A 19,606-nucleotide genomic window follows, 5' to 3' on the forward strand; every position below is an offset into this window, starting at 1 on the left:
TCATGGCGTTTTCAAGCGTAGACCGTTCTGCCGGGTTGGCATGGAGAATCAAAATCAAAAGATCGCAGCCTTCGGCAGCTCCTACAGGGGAATACCGCCCAATGTAGGAGCTGCCGAAGGCTGCGATCTTTTGCTTCAGGAATAGACCGGCCAGGTGTCGACGATTTTGCCGCCGCGTACCGCCAGCAGGTCGCCAAATTGCAGCAGCACGGCTTCAGTCTGGGTCGGGCGCAGGAAGACTTGATCTTCGATATTCAGGCCGACAGCGCTGGAGCCGTTGACCATTTCCTGATTCGAGCTGCGCCCGTACACCGTGTTGCTCTGCAAACCCTGCGGCGATTCGAATTCGGCCATCCAGTTGCCGCCGTAGATGAAAAAGGTCTCGCGCTGGTTGGCGTCCCACCAAGAAAACAGCCGCGACTTGTCGTCCAGCGCCGGGATGTTCACCGCGCCGGTGCTTTTCAACACCGGCGTGGCGATATAGGTCGCGGGTACATGCTCGGTCAGCGACGGCAAATCGTAATGCGTCGGCTTGAGCATCGCCGTGCCCACCGACACTTCAGTGCTCAGCTTCTCGTTTTCATGCATGCGATAACTCGGGCTGCCGGCGGTGTTCAGGCACAGTCCGTCGTGCCACAAACCGGGAAACTGCTGACGGGTAAAGTCAACGCAACGCTGATAAATCACCATGACCTTGGCGAACAATTCCTCGGGCGAACCGAGTATCCCCGGCACGCCCATGCCCACGAACGGGTCGTAGCCCATAAACCCGGCAAACTGCAGATGCTGCGGGTTGGCGCTGATCAGGGTGAGCATCTGCCCCAGCACATTCACATCGCTGACCCCACCACGATGCAAGCCAACATCCAGCTCGATGTTGATGCGCATCCGCGTGCCCAAGCCCTGCGCGAGTTGCAGGTATTGCTGCAATCGTTCGGGGCCGTCGAGCAGCCATTGCAACTGCTTCGACGGATCAAACGGGCCTTTGTGGGTTTGGTAAAACAACTCGGCTGAACGTACCGGCAACGGCTTGCCGAGCAAAATATCCGACTGCGGAAACGTCACCGCATCGTGATTGAGAAACGGCTGATGAAACGACATTAAACGCTGTGTCGCTGCGCGTTGCGCGATGTAGCTCAGCAGCTCCGGCGACGGCAGTGATTTCTCGACCAGCCGCAAATGTTTGCCGCCGCGCTTCACCGACTGCATGACCACATCGATGTTGTGATCGAGTCGATCCAGATCGATCAGCAGCACCGGCCGCATCGGGCCTTTATCTTTCAACTCGCGATTGAGCGCACGAAAATAATCACTGTACGGCCCGCCGCGATCGCCCGGCCGCAACCACGCGCCAACCCCGACCAGCAAGGCGCCGACGCCCAATGTACCGAGCAGGAAGTTACGTCGATTAACCGCCATCAGCTCACCCCCAGAATCGATGACAAATGCGCGTTCAAGAATCGCCCGCTAGGATCCAGCGCCTGGCGCACGTCGACAAACTCGCGCCAGCGCGGGTACAGCGGTTGCAGGTTTTTCGCGTTGAGCGTGTGCAATTTGCCCCAGTGCGGGCGGCCGTTGTACTTCCAGAAAATCGGTTCGACCGCCGCAAAGAAATTGTGATGATCCATCTGGTAATGCTGGTGCACCGAGATCGAACAGCTGTCGCGAACCTCGAACATGCTCAACGGAATGTCGTCGGCTTTGACGTAGCGGTACTCGATGGGAAACCAGGTGCGCAGATCCTTGTCCTGAATCAGCTTGAGAATCTCGCGCAGACAGGCCGGGCCGTGTTCGGCGGGCACCGAATATTCCATCTCGTTGAAGCGCACGGTGCGCACGTTGGCGTAGATGTCGAACGAGTCGCCGATGCGATCATCGAAACTCGCCAAATGGCGCAGGCTGTTGAGCATGGTGCGGCGCAGGTCGGGGAAGTCGCTGCCATATTTGTCGATCTTTTCGATCAGAGTGACGAACTCGTTGCCGCCCTCTTCTTCCGGCGGGATGGGCGGCGTGGCCGGCTCGTCGGTTTCGTTGAGGGCGATGGACAAGGCGTAGTCGGAGTGGGTGACGACGAGCATTTCCCAGTGTTGGTTTTCGCTGGTGTTCTTGTCGATGTCTTCCAGCAGCTCTTCGGTCTTGGCGATCCATTGGCGTTCGCGCAGGCGATAAGCCGGGCGGTTTTGCAGACGAATTTTGGTCGCCACGCCGAGGGCGCCGAGGGAGACCCGCGCAGCATTGAATACCTCAGAATTGTGCTGACTGTCGCAGTCGAGCACCTCGCCACTGGCGGTCACCAGTTGCATGCCGCAAACGTGGGCCGAGTAGGACTGAAAGTTTTTGCCGGTGCCGTGGGTCGAGGTAGAGATCGCGCCGGCGAGGGTCTGGTAATCGATGTCGGCCATGTTTTGCAGGGCCTGGCCGATGTCTTTCAACGGTACGCCCATGCGCGACATTGGTGTGCCGGCGGCGAATTCGGCTTGCAGGGTTTTCGCGTCGTGATCAAGCAGGCCGTTGAAGTAGCTCAGCGACAGCAGCGTGCCGTCGGTGGGCACCAGAGCGCTGAAGGAATGCGCCGAACCGACCGGGCGGATCTTGCCTTGGGCCTGTTTGATCACACTTGTCAGTTCGTCGAGATTCTTCGGCGCAAGGCGCGCCGCCGGCAGGCAACTCTGCCCGCCCGACCAGTTGCGCCACGGAATCAGCCGTGGCGCGCGCATCAATTGGCCCAGAGCCGGATTGCTCGCCAACGCGCTGAACGCGCCGATGATGCTTGCCCGTTGCAATAACTGGCGCCGTGTCAGATCCATCGTCATGCCGGGCACCTTATTGTGGGAGTGGCTGGTCGGCCATGAAGCCGATCAATTGCAGAAATTGTTCTTCGCTGCACTCGACGCACTGCCCCATCGGCGGCATACCGTTGTAGCCGTTGATGGCGTGGTCGAGCAGCGTGTCTGCGCCTTGCTGGATGCGCGGTTCCCAGGCTTTGCGGTCGCCGGTGAGTGGCGCGTTGGCGGCGGGATTGGCGTGGCAGAGCTGGCAACTGTTGGCGTAGATCTGCGCCAGTGCCGGGTCTTTGGGCATGGCGTTGCTGGCGGTGGCTGCCGGAGGTTTGGGGTCTTCGCCGCAGCCAAACAGCGCCACGGATAAAGTCAGCAGTAATGTGATGGGAATTGCCCGCATGACGATCCTCAAGGGTGGCATCGCTTATTGTTGTGATCACACCTTAAGGCAGGCGAGCCAGCGGGTTGAGGGCATTGCGGGACAGTGAGGGGGGCAAACGGGGCCAGCCGAATCCGACATATTCCCCTGTTGATGATCGTTTCTACGCTCTGCGTGGGAATGCAGCCCCGGACGCTCTGCGTCCGATTGGAACGCAAAGCGTCCCTTGAGGCATTCCCATGCAGAGCACGGGAACAATCAGATCAAAAGATCGCAGCCTTCGGCAGCTCCTACAGGGGGGCTATGGGGCCACCCCTTCTGTTCTGGGGGTTTGGGTGACATTCGGGTGACATTTGCGGGTTTAAATTTCGCGGCATTCAGGCGTATAACCGTTACAGACTTTCAAATTCGTACGCGGGGTAGCGACATGAGCACAGCAAACATCCTTGGCAATCTGTTCCCTTCTGTCAGCGACATCCCGGAAAAATATCGCCTCGACGGTCAGGTCGAGCAACGCGAATATCTGGTCGACGGCCAGTTGCGCCGCTGGGACGGCCCGCTCGCCACGGTGCGCAGCCCGGTGTATCTGCACGGTGACAATGGCGACGAGCAAGTCATCCTCGGCAGCACGCCGTTGCTTGATGCCGACACCGCCCTCACCGCCCTCGACGCCGCCGTGCGTGCCTACGATCGTGGCCAGGGCCTGTGGCCGACCATGCGCGTCGCCGAACGCATTCAGCATGTCGAAGCCTTCCTCGGGCGCATGCGCCAACAGCGCGACGCCGTGGTGAAACTGCTGATGTGGGAAATCGGCAAGAACCTCAAGGATTCGGAAAAAGAGTTCGACCGCACCTGGGATTACATCGTCGACACCATCAACGCGCTCAAGGAACTCGACCGCCGCTCCAGCCGTTTCGAGCTGGAACAGGACACCCTCGGCCAGATCCGCCGCGTACCACTCGGCGTCGCGCTGTGCATGGGCCCTTACAACTATCCGCTGAACGAGACCTTCACCACGCTGATCCCGGCGCTGATCATGGGCAACACCGTGGTGTTCAAACCGGCCAAGCTCGGCGTTCTGCTGATCCGCCCTCTGCTTGAAGCCTTCCGCGACAGCTTCCCGACCGGCGTGATCAACGTGATCTACGGCAGTGGCCGCGAAACTGTCAGCGCGCTGATGGCCAGCGGCAAGATCGATATTTTCGCCTTCATCGGCACCAACAAAGCCGCCAGCGACCTGAAAAAACTGCACCCGAAACCACACCGTTTGCGCGCCGCCCTGGGTCTGGACGCGAAGAACCCGGGCATCGTCTTGCCGGAGGTCGATCTGGACAATGCGGTCAGCGAAGCCGTCACCGGCTCGCTGTCGTTCAACGGCCAGCGCTGCACCGCACTGAAAATCCTCTTCGTCCATGAAGACGTGGTCGACAGCTTTATCGAAAAATTCAACGCCAAACTGGCCACGCTGAAACCGGGCATGCCGTGGGACAGCGGTGTGTCGCTGACGCCGTTGCCGGAGGCAGGCAAGGTCGATTATCTGCACGGTCTGGTGGCCGACGCGCAGAGCAAAGGCGCGCAAGTGGTCAACCCCAATGGCGGCGAATCCCGCGAGTCGTTCTTCTACCCGGCGGTGCTGTACCCGGTGAACCCGCAGATGCGCGTTTATCAGGAAGAGCAGTTCGGCCCGGTGGTGCCGATCGTGCCGTACCGTCACCTCGATACGGTGATCGATTACGTGCTGGAGTCGGATTTCGGCCAGCAGTTGAGCATCTTCGGCACCAACCCGGTGGCGGTCGGCCGACTGGTCGACACCTTTGCCAATCAGGTCGGGCGGATCAACCTCAACGCGCAATGTCAGCGTGGCCCGGACACTTATCCGTTCAACGGGCGCAAAAACTCCGCTGAAGGGACGTTGTCGGTGCACGACGCACTGCGGGTGTTCTCGATCCGCACACTGGTGGCGACCAAGTTCCAGGACAGCAACAAGGATCTGATCAGCGAAATCATTCGTGGCCGCGATTCGAGTTTCCTGACCACGGACTACATCTTCTAAGCGGATTGGGAAGTCATCAGCTTCTCGTCTAAATCCACAAAGCCCCCGGCATTTCAGTGTCTACACTGATTCCAGCGCTGCACTGGATGCCGGGAGCTGGACATGCTTGATTACGTCGCGTTGGGTCTGTTGGTGTTTGTCGGTCTCGTGCTGTTCTACGGGATCATCGTGCTGCATGACATTCCGTACGAAATTGCCGTTCACCGCAATCACCCGCATCAGGATGCGATTCATGCCACCGGCTGGGTCAGCCTGTTCACCCTGCATGCGCTGTGGCCGTTTCTGTGGATCTGGGCGATGGCGTATCGCGAGGATCGCGGTTGGGGTTTCGGCGACGGCAAACCGGTGCAGAACCATGTGCTGCGGCTGGAACAGCAAGTCATAGAGCTGCAAGGTCGCATTGAGCGGCTTGAAGCGCAGTCACCGCGCTCTGATAAAGAGGGGAACTGAGCATGGATCTGCTGCTCATCCTCACGTACGCCGCATTCTGTGTCGCGCTGTTCAAGATCTTCCGCATCCCGCTGAATAAATGGACGGTGCCCACCGCCGTGTTGGGCGGAATTCTGATCATCGGTGCGCTGATTTTCACCATGAACTACAACCACCCCTACTCCGAGGTGGCGCGTTCCTACTTCGTTTCTGTGCCAGTGATTCCCATCGTCAGCGGCCAGGTGATCGAAGTACCGGTGCACGGCAACGAGCCGCTGGAAAAAGGCGATGTGCTGTTTCGCATCGATCCGACGCCGTTTGAAAACCGGGTGAAATCGCTGAAGGCGCAACTGGTCGCTGCCAAGGGTGATCGCTATCGCATCACCGAATTGATCCGCCGTAACTTCGGCACTCAGCGCGAACTGGATGCCGCCATCTCACGCACCGATGACCTGCAGGCGCAACTCGACAACGCCCAGTTCGAGCTGGACAACACCACCGTTCGCGCGCCGAGCAAAGGTTTCGTCACCCACGTTTCATTACGCCCGGGGATGATGGCGAGCAAGTTGCCGCTGCGCCCGTCCATGGTATTTATCCCCGAAGAAGGCCAGTATTTTGCTGCGTGGATGCGTCAGAACAGCCTGCTGCGTCTGACCGTCGGCGACGAGGCAGAAGTCGCCTTCGACGGCATTCCCGGCAAGGTCTTCGAAGGTCGGGTGAAAAGCGTCATCGGCGTGATTGCCGAGGGGCAGATTCAACCGTCCGGCACGTTGATCGGCTACACCGGTTCACCGCCGGCCGGGCGAGTGCCGGTGATCATTGAGATCACCGATCCGGACTACGCCCAGTACGCCAAACAGATGCCCGGCGGCGCTTACGGTCAGGCCGCGCTGTACAGTCAGCACTTTCATCACATCGGCGCGATGCGCAAAATTCTCCTGCGCATGGCGGCCTGGATGAATTACATTTTCCCTTTCCATTGATCTGAAAAACACTGACGAGAGGTTCGCACTGAGTACTCACAGCACCCATCGACTGCCACCGCTATTGCGCCGAATCCTGCGACCGTTGCTCGATCCATACCGGCGCTACCGCCACGCCCGACTGATCCACGCCGTGCGTGTTGCCCTCGGGTTGCTGGCGACGATTCTGCTGACCACCGGCATCAATCTGCCCCACGGCGAGTGGGCTTCGGTGACCATGCTGGTGGTAATTGGCGGCTTGCAGCACCACGGCAACATCGGCAAAAAAGCCGCCGAACGCGCCACCGGCACGTTGATCGGCGCCGCCGTAGGCTTGGTTCTCGTGGCGCAACAGGCGTGGCTCGGCATGCCGTGGCTGACGTATTTTGCGATGGCGGTGGTCTGCGGATTCTTCTCGTATCACGCCATCGGCAAGGGGGGTTACACCGCTCTGCTCTCAGCGATCACGGTGTTTATCGTCGCCGGGCATGGTGACAACCCGATCACCGACGGCTTGTGGCGCGGCGTCGATATTCTGATCGGCATCGCCCTCGCCCTGGCCTTTTCCTTCGCGCTGCCGCTGTACGCCGTGTACTCGTGGCGCTACAACCTCGCTGATGCGTTGCGCGATTGCGCCACGGTGTATGGACGGATCATCAGCGGCCAACCGGTCAGCGCCGATGAGCATCTGAAACTGATGGGCCGTTTGGGCACGGTGATGGTGCAACTGCGCTCGCTGATGCCGTCGGTGTCCAAGGAAGTGAAGATATCCATGACTGAGCTGGATGCGATCCAGCGCAACCTGCGCATGTGCATCAGCACCCTGGAAATCCTCGGCAACACCCGCCCGGACGCTAACGACCCCGAGGCCATGGCGCATCTGCAATCAGCGCTGAAGGCTGAACACCGGCAGATTCGGGTGCAATTGATCGGCATGGCGCGGGCGTTGAAAACCGGCGCAAGCCAACGTCTCGATCGACCTGTGGAGTTGCCGGACGCCGGCCTGGACGAACCGGTTTACAGCGCGCTGGACGGTTATCGCTTATTGACCCGACAGCTCGCCGCGAACATCGGCGACATGCGTCAGCGGCTGGCGAAAACCGCGCCGCGCTGGAACATCTGACGCGCGGCGAATTTTCCCGTGTAACAACGCAGACATGATCACTACAATGCGCCATCGCAAAGTACGTGAATGGATGCGCACATGCAGTTCAGGGAAAACATCAATGCTTTGAGGGCACTCGCCGTTTTGTCGGTGGTGCTCTTTCACTTCAACGTCCTCGGTTTCGATGGCGGCTTTGCCGGGGTCGACGTGTTTTTCGTGATCTCCGGTTTCCTCATGACCGGAATCATCTTCAGCGGCCTGCAACAACAAAAGTTTTCCCTGCTCGGCTTCTACGCCTCCAGAGCCCGGCGGATTATTCCGGCGCTGGCGACGCTGTGCGTGGCGCTATTGATTTTCGGTTACGTGTATTTGCCGCTAGATGACTTCCGCGAATCGATCCGCACGATCAAAAGCAGCCTGCTGTTCAGCTCGAATTTCCTGTTCGCCAAGGACGGCAACTACTTCGACGCACCGCTGCACGAGAACTGGCTGCTGCACACGTGGTCGCTCTCAGTCGAATGGCAGTTCTACATGCTCTACCCCGTGCTGGTCATGGGGCTGTACCAATTCTTCGGTTCGCAAAAGACCCGCTATGCGCTGCTCGCACTGGCGGTGATTTCATTCGCCGCATCGGTAGTGGTGACCGAGAAAAATCCGACCTTTGCCTTCTATATGCTGCCCACCCGCGCGTGGGAAATGATTGCCGGCGGACTGGTCTTTCTGTTTCCGCTGCGGCTCAGCCAGCGTAATGGCTTGCTCAGCGAAGCGTTTGGCTTGATCGCCATTTTGATCAGCGTTCTGGGCTTTTCCGAAAACGATCTCTGGCCAGGTTATCTGGCGCTGCTGCCGGTGCTGGGGACGATGCTGGTGATTTACGGCAACACGCATTCGCTGTTCAGCCGCAACAAGGCGCTGCAATTTACCGGGAGCATTTCCTACTCCGTTTACCTCTGGCACTGGCCGTTGGTGGTGCTGCTGTATCTGTGCGGTTTGCTCAGCAGTCGGCCGCATGTGCTGGGCGGCATTGTTCTGTCGTTCGTTCTCGGTGCGCTGTCCTTCCAATACGTGGAATCGAAAACCCGCAAGATCACCACGCCGCCGCGCACGCTGTTCAAGTTTGCCGCGCTGACGGTGGCGGTCATTGCCGTGGCGTCGGTGACCTCGTCGCTAGTGAAGAAGTATCCCGCCGCGCGGTTTGCATTCGTCGACCTCGGACAACCGCAATACGCCAGCAAACTCTACCCAAAAGCGTGCTACCCCAACGCCTACGACGCCGCGGACTGCAAGCTGGGCACCGGGGACGTTTCAGTGATTTTGTTCGGCGACAGTCATGCCGAATCGACCGCCGCTGCGGTGCAGATAAACAATCCGCACGCCGCGCTATCGTGGTCACGCGGTGGCTGTCCTCAACTGCAGAACTTCGAAATGCACGACAAGGATCTTCAAGCCAAGTGCCAAGCCTTCAACCATGAAAAGCTGCAGATCTTGAAGGATTCATACAAGGGCGTTCCGGTGGTGCTGTTCAGTCGGGCCGCGCTGTACTCCGATCCCGGCCGGGGCAACAGCTATCGCATTCACTTCCCTGACAGCCCCAAAGGTGAATCGGCCTTCATCGACGAATACGTGGCCGAGTACAGCAAAACCGTGTGTGAGATCGCGCAAAACCATCCGATGTATATCGTCCGGCCGATCCCGGAAATGCCCTTCAGCGTTTATAAAGGCCTGAACCTCAATCAGCGGATTTTCCAGCAGACCGCCGATATCTCAGTGCCTTTGGTCGACTATCAAAAACGCAACAGGATCGCCAATTTCACCATCGAAGCCGCTGCCAAACAGTGCAACGCAACAGTGATCGACCCGACGCCATTGCTGTGTCCCGATGGCAATTGCATGGGCTCGCTGAATGGCGAGCCGCTGTACTTTGATGACAATCATCTGATCGATGCCGGCAATCAGCTGTTGAAAGGCGCGTTCAAAGATTTAGTCAAAGCCATTTAAGGCCGTGCAGCGACACCGACTCTGGACTTGAAACCCCAGCCCTGTTGCATGCCCGCTGCCGCCAGCAGAATCGCCGCCACGCCCAGCCATTGCAGCGGTTGCAGTCGATGACCGAAGGCAAACCAGTCGACGAAAATCGCCGCAATCGGATAGATGAAGGACAGCGCACCGGTCAGTGCGGTCGGCAGTTTCTGGATCGCGCCGTAGAGCAGCACGTACATCAGACCGGTGTGGACGATGCCCAGCGTGATCAGACTGGCCCACGCACTCGGCGCTTGCGGCAGCGCGGAGAAATGCGCGAACGGTGCGAGCAAGAGTACGCCGGTGCAGACCTGGATCAGCGCGATCAGATGCGGCGGTGTGCCGGTCAAACGCTTGATGATCAGTGCGGCGATCGCATAGAGAAACGCCGCGCCCAGCGCCAGGGCAATGCCCATCAGGTAATCGTTTCCGCTCTCGCCCTGCGTACCGTGGGCGCTGACAATCGCCAGCATCCCCATAAATGAAATCGCCAGCCAGAACAGTTTCTGCAGGGTGATTTTTTCGCCGAGAAACAGCGCCGCCAACCCCACCAACATGAATGGCTGCACGTTGTACACCGCCGTGCCGATGGCAATTGAGGCTTTCGAATACGAGGCGAACAACAGCAGCCAGTTGCCAACAATCGCCACACCGCTGAGCACCGCCAGCAAGAATGTGGTGCGAGTGAGGATGCCCGGGCGCAGAAAGCCGAACGCAGCGCAAATCAGCAACAAGGTGCCAGCGCCGAACACGCAGCGCCAGAACACCACGTCCAGCACCGGTTGCCCGGAGACCAACACGAACCAGCCGATGGTTCCTGATATCAGCATGGCGGCGGTCATTTCAAATGAGCCGCGGCGGGTTGTTGTGTCCATCATTTATCTCCTGTCTTTGTGACAAAAGTATGCCTAGCGGACAGGGGCTCTCTCCAGAGCAAAAGACAGGCTAAACTGCGGATCTGCCTTTTTTATCGCGGGTGATTATCTGAAATCGCCTAATCCGGGAGTAGATACATGACAGACGATATCGACCAGATTCTGATTAGCGCATTGATGGAAGACTCGCGCCGCTCACTCAAGGCATTGGCACAGATCAGCGGATTGTCGTCACCCAGCGTGGCCGAGCGCTTGAAGCGTCTGGAAGAACGCGGCGTACTCAAGGGCTACACCGTCGAGATCGATCCGAAATGCTTCGGCTATCAACTGCAAGCCATCGTCCGCGTGCGGCCGTTGCCGGGGCAGTTGCAGGAAGTCGAGCGGCAGATCATGTCGATCCCCGAATTCACCGAATGCGACAAGGTGACGGGCGAAGACTGCTTTATCGCCCGCCTGCATGTGCGCTCGATGGAACAACTGGACACCCTCCTCGACCGCCTCAATACGCTGGCAGAAACCAACACCGCGATCGTCAAGAAGACCCCGGTCAAGCGCCGTCTACCGCCGATGGCGTGAGTGCTTTTTCAGCACGTTCGGCGTAGATTGAGTTTTTCCCGGCGAAGGATTGGCGGTAATGAAAACTCAGGTCATGTTGATTGCAGCGGTGATGCTCAGTGGTTGCGGGACGGTGCAAACGGTCGTGCGCAGCGATCAAGCCGCGGCCAAGAGCCTCAAGGACGAAAAAACCTACTGCGGCGCCGTGCCCCGAATCTACAGCGGCGTGACCTACGACTTCTGCCTGATGCATGCGGAAGTGAAAGACGGTGTCGACACCTTCGACTACAACAATGCCAACCCCGGCGTGCTGATCGATGCAGCAGCATCCGGCGTCCTCGATACGCTGTTGCTGCCTTACACCATCTATAAACAGCACACAGACGGCAGCATCATTATTAATTAATCCCGTAAGCTTTCCTGCAGACAACAAAAAACCCGCCGAGGCGGGTTTTTCGTTTTCTAACGAGAGCGATCAGTCGTCGCGGCTCATGATGCCGAAGATCTGCAACAAGCTGATGAACAGGTTGTAGATCGATACATACAGGCTGATGGTCGCCATGATGTAGTTACGCTCGCCGCCATGGATGATGGCGCTGGTCTGGAACAGAATGCAGACCGACGAGAACAGCACGAAACCTGCGCTGATCGCCAGTTGCAGGCCGCTGATCTGGAAGAAGAAGCTAGCCAGCGTTGCGCCCAGCAGGACGAAGAAACCAGCGGTGATGAAGCCACCGAGGAAGCTCATGTCTTTACGGGTGATCAGCACATAAGCCGACAGACCTCCGAAGACCAGTGCAGTCATGGCGAATGCCGAGCTGACCACTTCAGCGCCGCCCTGCATGCCCAGGTAACGGTTGAGGATCGGGCCGAGCAGGAAACCCATGAAACCGGTCAAGGCAAAAGCCGACACCAGGCCCCAAGCGGAGTCGCGGAGTTTGTTAGTGAGGAAGAACAGCCCGTAAAAGCCGATCAGCACCACGAAAATGTTCGGGTAGCCAACGCGCATCTGCTGCGCAACGAAAGCCATCACGCCGCTGAATGCGAGGGTCAGAGCCAGTAGGCCGTAAGTGTTGCGCAGGACGCGGCTAACCTCTAGCTGCTCAGCCTGCACGCCGTTATTAACTGCGTAATCCTGTTCGCGCATGGCGACACTCCTGTTGGTTTGAAACGTTCAGTCGCAAAGATCATAACAGACGCTCTGTAACAAGCCATGCAGAGAGTTTGACAGTGTGTTTCATTCAGGTATTATGGCGCCCGCAACGCAACGGAGGTGTGGCCGAGTGGTTTAAGGCAACGGTCTTGAAAACCGTCGACTGTAACAGGTCCATGAGTTCGAATCCCATCGCCTCCGCCATCTTATGTACCGACAAAGCCCTGATTATTCAGGGCTTTGTCGTTTCTGCAATTCGATTTTCCTGATCATCCCTTTCTGGATCGTTTCCGCAACTTTTCGGTCATTTCCGCAACTCTATCCCTTCGACATCGATGATCCGACCTCGACACTCAGGTGAGTTTGGCTATCTTCAACAGGCAGCTTCCGGCCAATTGCGGACACTCATCAGCCACTCTGATGAGGTGCTGCGCTTCATGACATCGAAATCAGTAATCGAAGTCATGTCCCTACTCGTGCTTACACTTCAGAAATCATCGGACTCGCCGAAAGTTTGCATACGCCCTTGGGAACACCAGGTGGTATGGGGTGATGGGCGCACTCAATTGCGGCGCGACCTACACCAGTGTTCCACGAGCTACATAATCCTGCCCCAGCAGCGTGCTTTCCAAGGCGAATCCTAGGCCGTGGCTCATTTGTCCGGCTTGTTACCGTGTCCAAATCTGCTTAAGCGACTTCCCCCCCATCGCTTATGAGATTCCGCCGGATCTTGAATGAAGGTGGGCTTCCCATGGCAGGAATCAGGCAGAGTTTGCTTAGACGTGCCCATTCCCTGCATTGCAGAGATCCGCCTTATGAAACAGCCACTCGACCAAGCTCGTTAACTGATACGCCGGTTTGATCCAGCCAGATTTTACGTCGGGCGAACAATGCGGGAGCAATGACGTTAACTTCTGTTATCAACATGTCCAGTTCGGCGTTTTTCAGTTGGCCGTTTTCAACCAGCACCCGCCCCGCCACCATGGTCATGTCGACATCGCCACCCTGAACGGCATGGACTAGGTTGTGATGAAGGTTGGCCAGTGGCCCGTTAGTTATCAGCGGGGTCATTCTTGGTGTGTCCATGCGCACCGCGATGATGTCCGCTGCCTTGCCTTTTTCCAAGGAGCCAATCTGCTTATCCATTCCCAAAGCGCGGGCGCCGTCTATGGTTGCCATGCGGCATATCGACCAGGCGTCGAGGGCTGCGGCATTGAGGCTGGCGAATTTGGCCAGCAGGGATGAGACTTTCATCTCCTCGAACATGTCCAAATTGTTGTTTTCCTTTTCGCCGTCGGTGCCCAGGCCCACGGCTACGCCGGCCGCCAGCAGCTTTTCCACCGGTGCGGCACCGGACGCCAGTTTCATGTTACTGACCGGGTTGTGTGCCACGCCCACGTTGCGCTCGGCCATCAATGCAATTTCGCTGTCGTCGACCCAGACGCAGTGTGCCAGCAACACCTTTTTGGCATCGAGTAAGCCAAACTTCTCCAGTGCCTGTATCGGTCTGATGCCGTGTCGGCGCAGGGTTTCTTCAACGTCGAAGCGGCTTTCATTGCTGTGGGTGTGGAAGCCAATCTGATTGGCCTTGCAGATATCGGAGATGCGCTTCCAAGCCTTGGGCACGGCATAAAAAAGGTGCTCCAGTCCGACCCACACATTGATTCGGCCATTGGCTTCGCCGTGCCAGCTTTCGATCAAGGCTTCGTTGCTGTCGAGAGTCTCGAAATAGTCGTGATCCGGGTGTTCGGCAACGTAGGGCACCAGCACGGCGCGTATTCCCAGTTCATTAGCCGCTTCGGCACTGCCGTGCATGTAGCGCCACATGTCGACGATAGTCGTGGTGCCGGAAAGCAGTGCTTCGCTGTAGCAGAGCATGGACGCAAGGCGTGCTTCGGCAGGGAGCAGAACGCGGTGCATGGGGTCGATATATTGCTGCAGCCAGTCCCACACCGGTAGCCCTTCCGCCGTGCCGCGAAGGATGCCGGAGTGGCAATGGGTGTTGACCAGGCCGGGCATCAGTAGCCGGTCGGTGAAACGCCGAATCTTGGCCAAGGGGTATCGTGCGAGCAGTTCGCTCGCCGGTCCGACATCGGCAATCACGCCGTCGGTAATCAATACTGCGCCATCTTCGATGACGGTGTTATGGGCGTCCATGGTAAGCATTACGTCTGCCCGCAGGAGTTCGCTGATCATCATGCCAGTCCTTTTATTGAGTGTTTTTTGAAACATAGGTATTAGCTTTCGCCCAGTACCGCGGAACGGGCGGCACCGGCCTCGGCTTCTTCAGGCTGGGTGGGGCCATTGAACACGAGGTTGAGGATCAGCGCCGTGACGACGGTGAGGATGATTCCGCTTTCTGTGAACACCCTGCTCCATTGGGGCAGGTGGTGAAAGTACTGCGGCGAGACCATCGGGATCATGCCGATGCCGACGCTGGTGGCTGCGATCAGCAGGTTGTAGCGCGATTGCTCGAAGTCGACGGTAGCGAGGATGCGCACACCCATCAGCGTCACCATGCCGAACATCACCATACCGGCAGCGCCTAGCACATATTGCGGTGTTGAGGCGACGATGTAGGCAAGCTTGGGGAAGAGACCGAGGCCGATGAGGATCAGCGCACCGGCCATGCACACGTAGCGACTTTTGACCCCGGTCATGGAGATCAGGCCGATGTTTTGGGAGAACGAGGTGTAGGGAAATGCGTTGAACACGCCGCCGACGATAGCGCCCATGCCATCGGCCCGCAGGCCACGCACCAGGCGCTCCCGAGTAGTCGGACGACCGACCATGTTGCCAAGCGCCAGGAACATCCCGGTCGACTCAACCATGGTCACCAGCATCACCATGCACATGGAAACCACTGCCACGGCATCGAAAGTTGGCAGGCCAAAGGCAAAGGGAGTGATGGTGGAGAACCAAGGGGTTTGAGCAATACCATCAAGGACGATATCGCCACGAACGAAGGCAATGACGAAGCCAACCAGGACACCCAGTAAAACCGCGATATTGGCTATAAAGCCTTTGGCGAAACGGTTGAGCCCCAAGATCAACAGCAATTGGGCCAAGGAGATGGCCAGGTAGACCGGATTGCCATAATCCGGGTTGGGCTCGCCGGTAGCCAGAGTTGGTTGGCCACCTGCGGACCAGTCGATGCCGACGCGCATCAAGCTGATGCCGATCACCAACAGCACCGTTCCGGTCACCACCGGCGGAAAATAGCGCATGAGCCGGCCCATGATCGGCGCGAACAGCAGGCCGAACAGCCCTGACGCGATGATCGCGCCATACACGCCCGGCAGGCCGATGCCGGGAGTGAGGGCGATGGCGATCATCGGCGTGACGGAGGCGAAGGTCACGCCCATCATGATCGGTAGCTGGATGCCGAAAAAACGGTTGCCCGCACACTGCAACAGCGTGGCCAGGCCCGCGGCGAACAGATCGGCATTGATGATGAGGGTCAGTTGATCCTTGGGAAGTCTGAGTGCTGCGCCGAGAATCAGTGGCACGATGATGCACGCCGAATACATCACGAGCACATGCTGGAAACCGAGTACTGCCGTTTGTATCAGCGGCAGGCGCTGATCAACTGGGTGCACGCTATGGGTCATGTGTCCTCTCCTGAAAAGTAGTGTCGAGGCAGTGATGAGTTAAATAGTTATTGTGGTTATGGGTAGCGCGCAGCCAACATGCGCCTGGCCGTACTCGTTGTAAAAATGGGTCCTATTGATTTTTTTAATGGAGCAGCGATGAGGTTGTCCCTCGAACAATTGGCGGCATTTTCAGCGGTTGTCAGCGAGCGTTCATTTTCGGCGGCGGCCCGAAAACTGGGCAAGTCGCAATCTGCGGTGAGCATTTCCGTGGGCAATCTGGAAATCGATTTGGGGATCACCCTGTTCGACCGCAGTCAGCGCTATCCACAATTGACTAATGAAGGTCGGGCACTGCTACGTGATGCCGAGGCCATCCTGGGCCAGTGCTTCAACATGGAAAATCGTGCCAGCAGCCTGGCCGAGGATTTAGAGACCGAGTTGGTGATCAGCATCGATGAGGCAATTCCCTATGAATTCTTCGCGCCTGTGCTGGATGAATTTTCTCGGCGCTTCACTCATGTTGATCTGACTGTGCTGCACCCTTCCGGGCAGGACGCACTCGCGATGATTGAGGAGAAAAAGGTTTTATTCGGGGTGATGTGCACGCGAACCCGTTACCCGAGGAACCTGCAGTTCATACGCCTTGGCAGCATCACATTCAGCAACGTCGCCTGCCGCGACCATCCGCTGGCCGGGATGCCTACAGTCAGCTTCAACCAGTTGAGCAATTACCGTCAGTTGATTTACCTACCCTTCCAGGATCGCTTGCCCACCAGTGAATATCTCAACTCGCCCAACCATTGGCGCGTCGAAAGCTATTTGACCTTGATGGACATGCTGCGCGCTGGCATGGGCTGGGCTACCGTGCCCAAGCAATTGATGCAGGCTCTGCGGCGCAATGGGGAGTTTGTGGAACTGCAGCTGGAGGCTTACCCGTTTACTGACTGGAAAGTGGGCGTCGACCTGGTCTGGTCTTCAAGTTTGCGCTCGGGTAAAGCCGGTACATGGCTCCGTGATGCACTGGGGCGAACGTCGATAACAATGCAAAAAATGAAGGGAGCGACGGCGGGGAAGGAATGAAGAGAAAAGGGACAGGTGTTCTTTCAGGAAAAAACCTGCCCCATTCATGAAGTCACTTCAACTTAGCGGCGATCATAGTGGTAATCATTCGGGTGCTGATCGTATATCGATCCTGCCCATGGCTCCTTCCGGTGTGTCATGGGCAAGCAACGGGTGGAACCAAAACCGCATTGACGAGTTGAATCTAAAACAATGTTCTGACCTTGAGTAACGGCAGCCGTTGGCCGTTTTCAGCCGGTCACGACAGGCAGGAAATGGCCGAACGCGGACAATACAGGCCACGTCATAAATGCAGCTGTTTTACTCTTCCAGTGCAAATCCATAGTCGCCGTTTCTGCCATTCGGGAATGGCGCACATTGCCTCACCTCCCGCGTGATCGCGGCAGGTGAGGCCTGCACCGGCACTGCACGTTACAAGGTGTAGGCAATACCGACTTGTACTGTTCGCGGCGCTCCCGGATAGGCATAGACGTTACCGAATGCACCCTCTTCATAATCACGGTCAAACAGGTTCTTCACGTCAAGATTGAGCCGCACCTTGTCATTGACCTTATAGAAGCTGAGCAGGTCGACCACGGTGTAGCTGTGCATCGAAAACGCGGTGTTGGCGGTTTGTCCCGCGCGCTCGTCGACGTACTTGAGCCCGGTGCCCAAGCCCACCCCCTTAAAGGTGCCATCCTGGAACTCATACATATTCAGCAGGCTGAAGCTGTTTTTCGGGATGTTCAGCAGTCGCGTGCCGGAGCGTAATACGTTGTCTTTGGTCACTTAGGCATCGACATAGGCGTACCCACCAATCACGCGCCATTCGGGCGTCAGGTTGCCGGCCACGTTGACGTCGAAACCACGGCTGCGCACCTCACCCGCCGCGACGCTGAAGGTCGAATCAACAGGATCGGTGGTCAGCACGTTACGCTTTTCGATCTGATAGATCGCCGCGTCGACACTCAACTGCTGATCCAGCGCTTCCCACTTGATGCCCATTTCGTACGACTTGCCTTTCTCCGGCTCGAACCCGCCGCCCTGACGACTGGCGCCGGTGTTCGGTTTGAACGAGCGCGCGGTGTTGGCATAGATCGCTAATGTGTCGGTCAAGTCGTAGGTGACGCCGATGCGCGGCGTCACCGCGTTGTCACTCGCCTGCCAGCTCTTGGCGCCGGGCACATAGGTTTCGTAGTCATGTTCAAAGCGCTCGAAACGCGCCCCGGCCAGTACTTTCAGTCTGTCAGTCAACGCCACCTGATCCTGCACGAACGCGGCATACGTCTTGAGGTTTTCCTTGTCATCAGTGGGCGTGCGGGTGAGTGCCGGACGTGGTTGGCCGTACACCGGATCGAAGATGTCGATCGGGTACGCACCGACGGCTCCGCTGGAGCGTTGAATGATCGACTTGTAGTCGTAATCCTCATACTCGATACCGGTGAGCAACGTGTGCTGCAAACCCGCGGTTTCGAAATGGCCGGTCAGATTGACCTGGGTATCCTTGTCGGCCCACTCCAGCTTGCGGTAGTTGAAATTGCGCCCCAGAGTGCGGCCGTCAGCGGCAATACCGTTGGCCTCGATGGCGTTGCCCTTGAGCGATCCGTCGAGCCACTGGAAGCCGCCGCCCAACGTCCAGTCGTCGTTGAGCATGTGCTCGAAACGCAGTTGCGCCATGTTGTTGTCGTTATGCAGTTTACCAACGTCTTTTTCGCCAAAAAAACTGTCGCGCGAGGCAGTCCCTATCTGCTTCGCATAGCGAGTAACGCCTCGATCCAGAGGCGCGTTGTTGCGCATGAAATCGCCTTCGAAAATCAGCTTGGTCGCGTCGGTTGCCTGCTAGGTGAGCACGGGCGCGATGCCGTAGCGCTCGGTTTCAACGTGATCTCGAAAGGTGTCGCCGCCCTCGCCCACTACGTTAAGTCGGTAGGCCAGACGCCCTTCCTCGTCGAGCGGGCCGGAAGCATCCAGCGTGCCGCGCTTCATGCCCTGATCATTGAGTTGGCTGCCAAGAGTGACGGTGCGCTCGGGCAACGGCTGTTTGGACACCACGTTGAAGGTGCCGCCAGGATCACCCCGACCATAGAGCATGGTGGCCGGGCCGCGCAGCACTTCGAGGCGTTCGATCGTGTTGGCATCCGGCATGTTCGGATAGCCGCGGTTGATCGGGAAACCGTTGCGATAAAACTCGCCGGTGGTGAAGCCACGCACGGTAAATGTGGTCAGGCCCTGGCCACCAAAATTGTTCGCCCGCCCGACGCCACCGGCGTAGTCCAGCGCGTCCTGCAAACGGGTGGCGCCCAGATCCTCGACCACATCCTTCGAAACCACACTGATTGATTGTGGGGTTTCGTGGATCGACGTGTCGGTACGTGTGGCACTGGCCGATCGAGTCGCCCGATAACCCTGCATCGGGCCGTCCGCCCTCTCGTAATTGGCAGTACCGATCACATCGGTTGCGTCGAGTTCGAGCGTTGAGGGCGTCCCCTCCACTTGTTCAGCCCAAGAGGCAGGCGACAAGGCTTGCAGCACACAAATGGAAAGCAGGGTTCGACGCATGAAGAGAGAAACCTTTACGAATAGGCCAATACAGGGAGTAAAACCGCCAAAATCCCGCGCATGCTATACAAACACATTCGCAATT

At 58.0% G+C, this 19,606-nt stretch carries 15 protein-coding genes, 1 tRNA gene and 2 pseudogenes; 9 read left to right on the forward strand and 9 right to left on the reverse strand.

Annotated elements, in window-relative coordinates; genetic code table 11:
* Positions 1 to 135: 135 nt before the first annotated feature.
* The 3 genes from ACIOMO_RS04195 to ACIOMO_RS04205 form a co-directional block, all read right to left on the reverse strand.
* Positions 136 to 1,344 (reverse strand): DSD1 family PLP-dependent enzyme, encoded by a 1,209-nt coding sequence (locus ACIOMO_RS04195; protein WP_401239426.1) that lies wholly within the window; start codon positions 1,342 to 1,344, stop codon positions 136 to 138.
* Positions 1,345 to 1,418: 74 nt separating this feature from the next.
* Positions 1,419 to 2,747: a D-arabinono-1,4-lactone oxidase gene (locus ACIOMO_RS04200; RefSeq protein ID WP_401239428.1), complete on the reverse strand. Its 1,329-nt coding sequence runs from the start codon at positions 2,745 to 2,747 to the stop codon at positions 1,419 to 1,421.
* 76 nt (positions 2,748 to 2,823) lie between these two features.
* On the reverse strand, positions 2,824 to 3,180 hold the full coding sequence (locus ACIOMO_RS04205) for a c-type cytochrome (protein ID WP_401238361.1): 357 nt from the start codon (positions 3,178 to 3,180) through the stop codon (positions 2,824 to 2,826).
* Between the two features lie 406 nt (positions 3,181 to 3,586).
* Here ACIOMO_RS04205 and ACIOMO_RS04210 point away from each other — a divergent pair, with 406 nt between their 5' ends.
* From ACIOMO_RS04210 to ACIOMO_RS04230, 5 genes are all read left to right on the forward strand, one after another.
* Positions 3,587 to 5,212: an NADP-dependent glyceraldehyde-3-phosphate dehydrogenase gene (locus ACIOMO_RS04210; protein ID WP_401238364.1), complete on the forward strand. Its 1,626-nt coding sequence runs from the start codon at positions 3,587 to 3,589 to the stop codon at positions 5,210 to 5,212.
* 102 nt (positions 5,213 to 5,314) lie between these two features.
* Positions 5,315 to 5,662, forward strand: a complete 348-nt coding sequence (locus ACIOMO_RS04215; protein WP_053120668.1) for a DUF3302 domain-containing protein — start codon at positions 5,315 to 5,317, stop codon at positions 5,660 to 5,662.
* Between the two features lie 2 nt (positions 5,663 to 5,664).
* A complete protein-coding gene (locus ACIOMO_RS04220; protein WP_053120670.1) occupies positions 5,665 to 6,624 on the forward strand; it encodes an HlyD family secretion protein in 960 nt (319 codons plus the stop codon).
* A gap of 52 nt (positions 6,625 to 6,676) precedes the next feature.
* The gene (locus ACIOMO_RS04225; protein ID WP_212550769.1) at positions 6,677 to 7,726 is read left to right on the forward strand and encodes an FUSC family protein; all 1,050 of its coding nucleotides are present in this window, start codon (positions 6,677 to 6,679) and stop codon (positions 7,724 to 7,726) included.
* 81 nt (positions 7,727 to 7,807) lie between these two features.
* Positions 7,808 to 9,706, forward strand: coding sequence for an acyltransferase family protein (locus tag ACIOMO_RS04230; RefSeq protein ID WP_401238368.1), 1,899 nt, complete (start codon positions 7,808 to 7,810; stop codon positions 9,704 to 9,706).
* On the opposite strand, the gene ACIOMO_RS04235 is transcribed toward ACIOMO_RS04230, so the two are convergent.
* Complete coding sequence (locus tag ACIOMO_RS04235) at positions 9,703 to 10,602, reverse strand: DMT family transporter (RefSeq protein WP_401238371.1); 900 nt, start codon at positions 10,600 to 10,602, stop codon at positions 9,703 to 9,705. The two genes, ACIOMO_RS04230 and ACIOMO_RS04235, sit on opposite strands and share 4 nt — an antisense overlap.
* A 138-nt stretch (positions 10,603 to 10,740) precedes the next feature.
* On the opposite strand from ACIOMO_RS04235, the gene ACIOMO_RS04240 reads away from it, so the two are divergent.
* Positions 10,741 to 11,178 carry an Lrp/AsnC family transcriptional regulator gene (locus ACIOMO_RS04240; protein ID WP_053120674.1) on the forward strand — a complete coding sequence of 146 codons (438 nt, stop codon included), beginning with the start codon at positions 10,741 to 10,743 and terminating at the stop codon, positions 11,176 to 11,178.
* Positions 11,179 to 11,236: 58 nt separating this feature from the next.
* The gene (locus ACIOMO_RS04245) at positions 11,237 to 11,563 is read left to right on the forward strand and encodes a YceK/YidQ family lipoprotein (RefSeq protein ID WP_212550682.1); all 327 of its coding nucleotides are present in this window, start codon (positions 11,237 to 11,239) and stop codon (positions 11,561 to 11,563) included.
* A gap of 69 nt (positions 11,564 to 11,632) precedes the next feature.
* Here the strand turns inward: ACIOMO_RS04245 and ACIOMO_RS04250 are convergent, their stop codons facing one another.
* Complete coding sequence (locus tag ACIOMO_RS04250; RefSeq protein WP_053120677.1) at positions 11,633 to 12,304, reverse strand: Bax inhibitor-1/YccA family protein; 672 nt, start codon at positions 12,302 to 12,304, stop codon at positions 11,633 to 11,635.
* A 122-nt stretch (positions 12,305 to 12,426) separates the two neighbouring features.
* On the opposite strand from ACIOMO_RS04250, the gene ACIOMO_RS04255 reads away from it, so the two are divergent.
* Positions 12,427 to 12,514 (forward strand) — tRNA-Ser (locus tag ACIOMO_RS04255).
* Between the two features lie 290 nt (positions 12,515 to 12,804).
* On the opposite strand, the pseudogene ACIOMO_RS04260 reads toward ACIOMO_RS04255, so the two are convergent.
* The 3 genes and pseudogenes from ACIOMO_RS04260 to ACIOMO_RS04270 all read right to left on the reverse strand — a co-directional run.
* Positions 12,805 to 12,963 (reverse strand): annotated as a pseudogene (locus ACIOMO_RS04260) (LysR family transcriptional regulator); the annotation flags it as partial.
* Positions 12,964 to 13,123: 160 nt separating this feature from the next.
* Positions 13,124 to 14,506: an amidohydrolase family protein gene (locus tag ACIOMO_RS04265; RefSeq protein ID WP_401238376.1), complete on the reverse strand. Its 1,383-nt coding sequence runs from the start codon at positions 14,504 to 14,506 to the stop codon at positions 13,124 to 13,126.
* A gap of 41 nt (positions 14,507 to 14,547) precedes the next feature.
* Positions 14,548 to 15,921: a nucleobase:cation symporter-2 family protein gene (locus ACIOMO_RS04270; RefSeq protein WP_401238379.1), complete on the reverse strand. Its 1,374-nt coding sequence runs from the start codon at positions 15,919 to 15,921 to the stop codon at positions 14,548 to 14,550.
* A gap of 78 nt (positions 15,922 to 15,999) precedes the next feature.
* On the opposite strand from ACIOMO_RS04270, the gene ACIOMO_RS04275 reads away from it, so the two are divergent.
* On the forward strand, positions 16,000 to 16,983 hold the full coding sequence (locus ACIOMO_RS04275; RefSeq protein WP_401238382.1) for a LysR family transcriptional regulator: 984 nt from the start codon (positions 16,000 to 16,002) through the stop codon (positions 16,981 to 16,983).
* A 411-nt stretch (positions 16,984 to 17,394) separates the two neighbouring features.
* Here ACIOMO_RS04275 and ACIOMO_RS04280 read toward each other — a convergent pair.
* Positions 17,395 to 19,521, reverse strand: a pseudogene (locus ACIOMO_RS04280) (TonB-dependent siderophore receptor).
* Positions 19,522 to 19,606: the final 85 nt, after the last annotated feature.

Origin of the sequence: Pseudomonas sp. NPDC087804 (genome assembly GCF_044742965.1) — a bacterium.
In the GTDB taxonomy this organism is placed as follows: Bacteria; Pseudomonadota; Gammaproteobacteria; order Pseudomonadales; family Pseudomonadaceae; genus Aquipseudomonas; species Aquipseudomonas rustica.

Excerpts from the sequence above, each read along its gene's own strand:
- ACIOMO_RS04205 (WP_401238361.1), bottom strand. The coding sequence starts at position 3,180 with ATGCGGGCAATTCCCATCACATTACTGCTGACTTTATCCGTGGCGCTG.
- ACIOMO_RS04210 (WP_401238364.1), top strand. The coding sequence starts at position 3,587 with ATGAGCACAGCAAACATCCTTGGCAATCTGTTCCCTTCTGTCAGCGAC.
- ACIOMO_RS04215 (WP_053120668.1), top strand. The coding sequence starts at position 5,315 with ATGCTTGATTACGTCGCGTTGGGTCTGTTGGTGTTTGTCGGTCTCGTG.
- ACIOMO_RS04220 (WP_053120670.1), top strand. The coding sequence starts at position 5,665 with ATGGATCTGCTGCTCATCCTCACGTACGCCGCATTCTGTGTCGCGCTG.
- ACIOMO_RS04230 (WP_401238368.1), top strand. The coding sequence starts at position 7,808 with ATGCAGTTCAGGGAAAACATCAATGCTTTGAGGGCACTCGCCGTTTTG.
- ACIOMO_RS04235 (WP_401238371.1), bottom strand. The coding sequence starts at position 10,602 with ATGGACACAACAACCCGCCGCGGCTCATTTGAAATGACCGCCGCCATG.
- ACIOMO_RS04240 (WP_053120674.1), top strand. The coding sequence starts at position 10,741 with ATGACAGACGATATCGACCAGATTCTGATTAGCGCATTGATGGAAGAC.
- ACIOMO_RS04245 (WP_212550682.1), top strand. The coding sequence starts at position 11,237 with ATGAAAACTCAGGTCATGTTGATTGCAGCGGTGATGCTCAGTGGTTGC.
- ACIOMO_RS04250 (WP_053120677.1), bottom strand. The coding sequence starts at position 12,304 with ATGCGCGAACAGGATTACGCAGTTAATAACGGCGTGCAGGCTGAGCAG.
- ACIOMO_RS04265 (WP_401238376.1), bottom strand. The coding sequence starts at position 14,506 with ATGATCAGCGAACTCCTGCGGGCAGACGTAATGCTTACCATGGACGCC.
- ACIOMO_RS04270 (WP_401238379.1), bottom strand. The coding sequence starts at position 15,921 with ATGACCCATAGCGTGCACCCAGTTGATCAGCGCCTGCCGCTGATACAA.
- ACIOMO_RS04275 (WP_401238382.1), top strand. The coding sequence starts at position 16,000 with ATGCGCCTGGCCGTACTCGTTGTAAAAATGGGTCCTATTGATTTTTTT.